Raw genomic sequence first — 6201 nt, 5'->3', positions numbered from 1 at the left:
GGGATTATCACCAAATAATGGAGAAACAAATTGACTGATTACATTTCCTGAGTCTAAGGCTTGAAAAGAACTGTCTGTAGCATTCATTACTATAAACAAGGTCATTAATACCATTTCAAAATAGAGAATAATATTACCATCGCTTTTAGGCCATCCTTTCATTTCGGCACTCATAAAACGTTTTAGTTTTATTACGTTTCTTCTAATCCAGAAAACAACAACTGCTACAAATACTAGAGCAGCTAGAATTTCGAAAGAGCCTATTAAAAACCCATAAATAGATTCTGGTAAAATACTAAGACCTATACGATGTGTACCAAAAAGACCATCGATAATAATTTCTAAAACTTCTATGTTTATAATTACAAAACCAACGTAAACTATAATGTGAAAAAAGCCAGATACAGGGCGTTTTACCATTTTGCTTTGCCCAATCGCTATCATAGCCATGTTTTTCCAGCGTTGTGGTTTATTATCGCTTACATTAAAGTCTTTACCCAACTTAATGTTACGAAATAGTTTTTTTACATTTCTTGCAAAATAACCAATACCAGCAATAAGAATAATGGCAAATAGTATGTTTGGTAAGTAATTCATAATTAGGCTAATATTATTTTTTATCTTTTATTTCATTCCCTTCTGCATCATATTGTTTTGCTTTTTTTCCAAATAATGAAAAATGAACATAACGTTTAGGGTTTAATTTCATATCCTCTAGTAATTCTTCCATTTGTTTTGAAGCTCCTGAGAGATTTTCGTATAGTTTTTCGTCTTTTAATAGCTTACCAATAGAGCCTTTTCCATTTTCTACACTAGCCATTACATTATCGAACTTTTTAATAGTTGCTTGCAAATCTTTAACTGTTTTTGCAATATCTACTTGTGCCATTTTATCTGTCATTGTAGAAAGATTTCCTGAAGTAGCTTCAAAATTTGCTAGTGTATTATCTAATTTAGATTTATTAGTGTCTATTAAACTATTTAAAGATTTTGCTGTTGCATTAAAACTATTTACTGTAGCATTTAAACTTGCTATACTATTTTTTAAATCTGCTTGTGCTTTAGCATCGAAAGTATTATTAAAACCAACCAATAAAGTGTCGGTTTCACTCATAACCTTTTCTATTTTTTCTTGTAATGGTGTTAAACGCTCATTAACAAGTTCCATCATGCCTTCTTTAGTTTTACTGGCAAGATAATCTCCATTTTTAGCATCTGGAGCATCATCATAAGCAGGAATAATTTGTACAGCTTTTCCGCCAATAAATCCATTTTGAAACAGTTCTGCCTTACTATTGTTAGAGAATTTAAAACGTGTATCTACATCCATTTTTACAATTAAAACACCAGAGCTCTCATCTTCAAAATAAATATCTAAAACTTTACCTATGGCATAACCATTTATAGTTACAGGAGTTGATGGTTTTAAACCTTCTACATTATCATATTTAGCATAAATAATAATAGAATCGTCTAAAAGGTTTTTTCCTTTTAAATAACTAAAACCGAAAATAAATAATGCTATTCCTGCAATTGCCAATATGGCTGTTTTGATTTCTCTAGATATTTTCAAAATGAAAGTGTTAAAATTGGTGACAAAAATAAAATAAATATACTTAGAAAAATGCTATTTAGAAGTACTATTTAAGGCTTTTTCTAAACTAATACGTTCTCCATCTCTGTAAGCTACAATAAAAGCGCTTTTAAACCCTTTTTTCTTAGCTTCCTTTTGCATTTGCTGAATTTTATTTATGTCTGAAGTGTAACCAAAAAAGTATTTATATAACTTACTTTCTTTTTCGCGAAAGACTTCTTTTAAGCCTTTAAAGTTATACGATTTTGGAGCTAGTTTTTTAGGACCTGCTGCAATTTGTACTTTAAAAATGGTGTTTGGTATATTTCTTTCTTCGGAAGGAATTACAATTTCGTCAACTTTGTCTGTTTCATTAAAAACTGTTTCATTATTGAAACTTATATCTATAGTTTTTTTATATTTTAAGATTGCCTTTGAAATAGCAGAAGCAATTTCAGTTTGACCTTTTTTTGAATTAAGATATTTTCCTTCATTTTTATTAGTTATAAATCCAGATTCGACCAATACACTTGGCATTACAGTTTGATGTAAGACAATAAAGCCAGCTTGCTTAACACCTCTATTTTTGCGTTTTAATTTATTAGTAAAATTGTCTTGAATATTTTTAGCTAAAAGGATACTTTGATCTAAATATTCTTCCTGCATTATTGTAAGACCTACAAATGATTCAGGAGAATTAGGGTCAATCCCTCCATAATTCTCCTCGTAATTTTCTTCAAGAAATATAACAGAGTTTTCAGCTTTTGCAACTTCAAAATTAGTTTTATTTCTATGTAAACCTAACACATAAGTTTCAGAACCAGAGGCTTGAGAATTATGAGCATTACAGTGCACAGAAACAAATAAATCTGCATTAGCATTATTTGCTATTTTTCCTCTTTTAAATAAATCTACAAATACATCTGCTTTCCTAGTATAGACTACTTTTATGTTATTGTTTTTTTCTAATTCTTTACCAACTTCTAGTATTATTTTTAAAGTAATATCTTTTTCTTTAATACCAGAGTTAGCAACTTTTCCTGGTTCTTCACCACCATGTCCAGCATCTAATACTACAATAAATTTATCCGATTCTGCTTGTGCATTTGCAGCTAACGATAGTGTTAATGTTATTATAATTAATACGAAAAGTGTTTTTAGTTTCGTTTGCATAATGATATAACCAGTTTTAAAAGTGTTTAGTATGGATTTGTTTTTATATTAATATAATAAATTATTCATAAAAAATATATGTAATATTGTGAATTCAAATATCGAGCCATACTTTAGCAAAAATACATACAAAAGCATTGCATACAAATAAAATACATATACTTATTGCCCTAAGTTTTACAGTGTTTATCAACACATTTAGCTTTGCCCAAGTAGATGGTAATGATAAAAGTATTGAAATTCCTAAACAAAAAGAGGCTAAACCTGCTGTGCCTTCTCCAAAAACAGAAGAAGTTATTACTATTCCTACGGAAGAACTTTTAAATGTAATAGAAACCGATTCTACAGAAATAGATTCTATAAAACCCAAACAAGCACTTTTACAAGATATTGTTACATACTCTGCGAAAGATTATAATGCTTTTGATAGGAAAGAGCAGAAAATGTATTTGTATAATGAAGCTAAAGTTAATTATACAGATTTACAAATTACTGCTGGTTCTGTAATTATAGATTATAGTAAGAATTTAATTTATGCAGGTAGAATAAAAGATTCTTTAGGCGAATATTCTCAAAGACCTGTTTTTACTCAAGGTGATAATGTTATAGAACCAGATTCTATGATTTTTAATTTTCAAAATAAAAAAGCCATAATTTTTAATTCTAACACAGAACAAGACGACATGAAAATTAGGTCTGAGCGTTCTAAAAAAGAAAATGATTCGGTTTACTTTTTAAGCAAAATGCGTATTACTACTGCAGAAGACGATGACGATCCAGAATATTATTTCTTAATAGATAAAGCTAAATTAGTACCAAACAAAAAAATTGTAGCAAGTTCTGCTCGATTTTATGTTTACAATGTGCCTACGCCTCTTATTGTTCCTTTTGCCTTTTTTCCACTAAATAAAAAGCAAACCTCTGGTGTTATTTTCCCTACTTTTGGAGAGCAAAACGATCGTGGTTACTTTTTACAAAATGGAGGTTATTACTTTGCTATAAATGATTATGTTGATTTAGCAGTTTTGGGAGACTACTATACAAATGGAAGTTACGGTATACGTTTGGAAAATAATTATAAAGTACGCTACAAGTATAATGGTCGTTTAAGTTTTAAATACGAGAATTTATTAACTAGCGAACGTGGCTTTCCCGATTTTTCTAAAACAACTATATACAATTTGCGTTGGTCTCATTCTCAAGATACTAAATCTAACCCAAGTTCACGGTTCTCTGCATCTGTAAACTTAGGAAGTAGTAATTTTTTCCAGCAATCTCAAAACCAAGTTAATACAGCTAGTTTTTTAAATAACACATTAGCATCTTCTATATCTTATTCTAAAACTTTTGAAGGAGAGCCACAAATTAATATGAGTGTAACTGCTACACATTCTCAAAACACACAAACAGAACAAATAAATTTAACCTTACCTACTTTACAAGCTAGTGTAGGTCGTATTTATCCTTTTGAACCTAAAGTTGGATCTAAAAAAGGTATTATTCAAAATATAAATTTACAGTATAATCTAAGAGGAGAAAACAGAATACAAACTACAGATTCTTTGTTTTTTAAAAGTGAAATGTTTGATGATGCTAGAATAGGAATGCAACACTCGATACCAGTAACTACAAATTTTAAGCTATTTAATTATTTTAGTGTAAGCGCTAGTGCTAACTTTGATGAAACTTGGACTTTAAATACAATTGATCGTTTCTTTGATAATGAAAATTTTGAAGTTGTAACAGAAGATGTTACTGGTTTTGATGCTTACAGAACTTATAATTTTGGAGCTAGTGTTGGTACAACTATTTATGGTTTTTTTCCACTAGAAAAAGAAGGAGAAAATAAAAAAATAAAAGCCATTAGACATGTTATGCGGCCAAGTGTTAGTTATAATGTTAATCCAGCTTTCGATAGGTTTTATGATACTTACGATGTAACAGATATTAATGGAGATACCGTACGTGAAGAAGATTTTTCTCGTTTTGAAGGAAGCCTTTTTGGTGCACCTAATCAAATTTATTCTAGCTCAATAGGCATGTCTCTTAGCAACAATATTGAAGCTAAAGTTAGAGACAGAGATAGTACTAAAACCGAAGCTAAAAAAATTATACTATTAAATAATTTAAACTTTTCAACGTCTTATAATCTTGCTGGAGATTCTTTGCGTTTTAGTCCTGTAAGAATGAGTGGTGGCACACAGTTATTTGACAATAAAATGAATGTGAATTTTGGTGCCACTCTAGATCCTTATGCGCTTGATAACAATAATAGAAAGGTAGACGAGTTTAATATTAATAATGGTGGAAGCTTATTTAGATTAACAAGTGCTAATCTTACCTTAGGTTATAGTTTAAATAGTAAAGGCAATAAAAAATCTAATACAAGCCAACGAAGTAGAAATGAAACACTAGATAGTGGTGGTCGAGATGATGATTTATTTGGACGCTCTCAAGATTTTGCAGACCAGCGTTATGAAGAAGATGACGATGATGAAGAGGAAGAAAAGAGTGACCTCTATAGCTACTCAGTACCTTGGGATTTTAGATTGGCTTATGCAGTAAATTACTCTAATTCGCAACGTCAAAATGAGATCTCATCTCATTCTCTTATGTTTTCTGGCGATATAGAAATCTCACCACGTTGGAGTATTGGAGGCTCGTCTGGTTACGATTTTAAAAACCAAGGTTTCACATACACTCAATTACGTTTTGGAAGAGATTTATTAAGCTGGCGTATGGATTTTAGTTGGATCCCTTTTAGTACTAGAAGTTCTTGGAATTTCTTTATTGGTATTAAGTCTAATATATTAAAGGATTTAAAATACGAAAAACGACTGCAACCAGATCAAAGACTTTAATTTATTGTAATTACTTAAACTTAATTTCTTGAATAATTTAAATTTCTGCTTTCATAAAAAATAAAAAACAACTCTACTAATGAAAAAAATAATCACGACCAAACATGCTCCTGCTCCTATTGGACCATATAATCAAGCTGTTTTAAGCGGAAATACTTTATATACTTCTGGACAAATAGCTCTGCATCCAGAAACCGGAGAATTGGTTATGGATGATATCTCAACAGAAACAAAACAGGTTATGGAAAACATGAAAGCGGTTTTAGCAGCTGCAGACATGACTTTTGAAAACGTAATAAAATCATCTATATTTATTAGTGATATGCATAATTTTGCAGCAATAAATACTGTTTATGGACAGTATTTCAACGAAGCCTCTGCTCCTGCTAGAGAAACAGTTGAAGTGGCAAACTTACCAAAATTTGTAAATGTTGAAATTAGTATGATTGCTGTTAAATAGATTTAAAATACTTTGCAATAAAAAATCCCGCTAAATTAGTGGGATTTTTTATTGTTACATTATTTTTTGACTTAACTAGTGTGAAACTTTACTAAACCTTCAATTGGTCGTCTTTCAAAATTACCTGTTTTAAA

The 6201-nt window shown here is 30.1% G+C and carries 4 protein-coding genes and 1 pseudogene; 2 read left to right on the top strand and 3 right to left on the bottom strand.

The features are described from left to right. From Q0C58_RS09790 to Q0C58_RS09780, 3 genes and pseudogenes are all read right to left on the bottom strand, one after another. A pseudogene (locus tag Q0C58_RS09790) lies at window positions 1–597 on the bottom strand (Fe-S oxidoreductase); the annotation flags it as partial. Between the two features lie 13 nt (window positions 598–610). Then, the gene (locus Q0C58_RS09785) at window positions 611–1573 is read right to left on the bottom strand and encodes an MlaD family protein (RefSeq protein ID WP_290700721.1); all 963 of its coding nucleotides are present in this window, start codon (window positions 1571–1573) and stop codon (window positions 611–613) included. Between the two features lie 54 nt (window positions 1574–1627). Further along, a complete protein-coding gene (locus Q0C58_RS09780; protein WP_290700718.1) occupies window positions 1628–2746 on the bottom strand; it encodes an N-acetylmuramoyl-L-alanine amidase in 1119 nt (372 codons plus the stop codon). Between the two features lie 137 nt (window positions 2747–2883). On the opposite strand from Q0C58_RS09780, the gene Q0C58_RS09775 reads away from it, so the two are divergent. Next, complete coding sequence (locus Q0C58_RS09775) at window positions 2884–5607, top strand: putative LPS assembly protein LptD (protein WP_290700717.1); 2724 nt, start codon at window positions 2884–2886, stop codon at window positions 5605–5607. A 79-nt stretch (window positions 5608–5686) separates the two neighbouring features. Then, window positions 5687–6067, top strand: a complete 381-nt coding sequence (locus Q0C58_RS09770) for a Rid family detoxifying hydrolase (protein ID WP_290700716.1) — start codon at window positions 5687–5689, stop codon at window positions 6065–6067. Window positions 6068–6201 lie beyond the last annotated feature (134 nt).

Origin of the sequence: Lacinutrix sp., from assembly GCF_023299985.1 — a bacterium.
Taxonomy (GTDB): domain Bacteria; phylum Bacteroidota; class Bacteroidia; order Flavobacteriales; family Flavobacteriaceae; genus Lacinutrix.
This window is presented reverse-complemented; position numbering and strand designations above follow the sequence as displayed.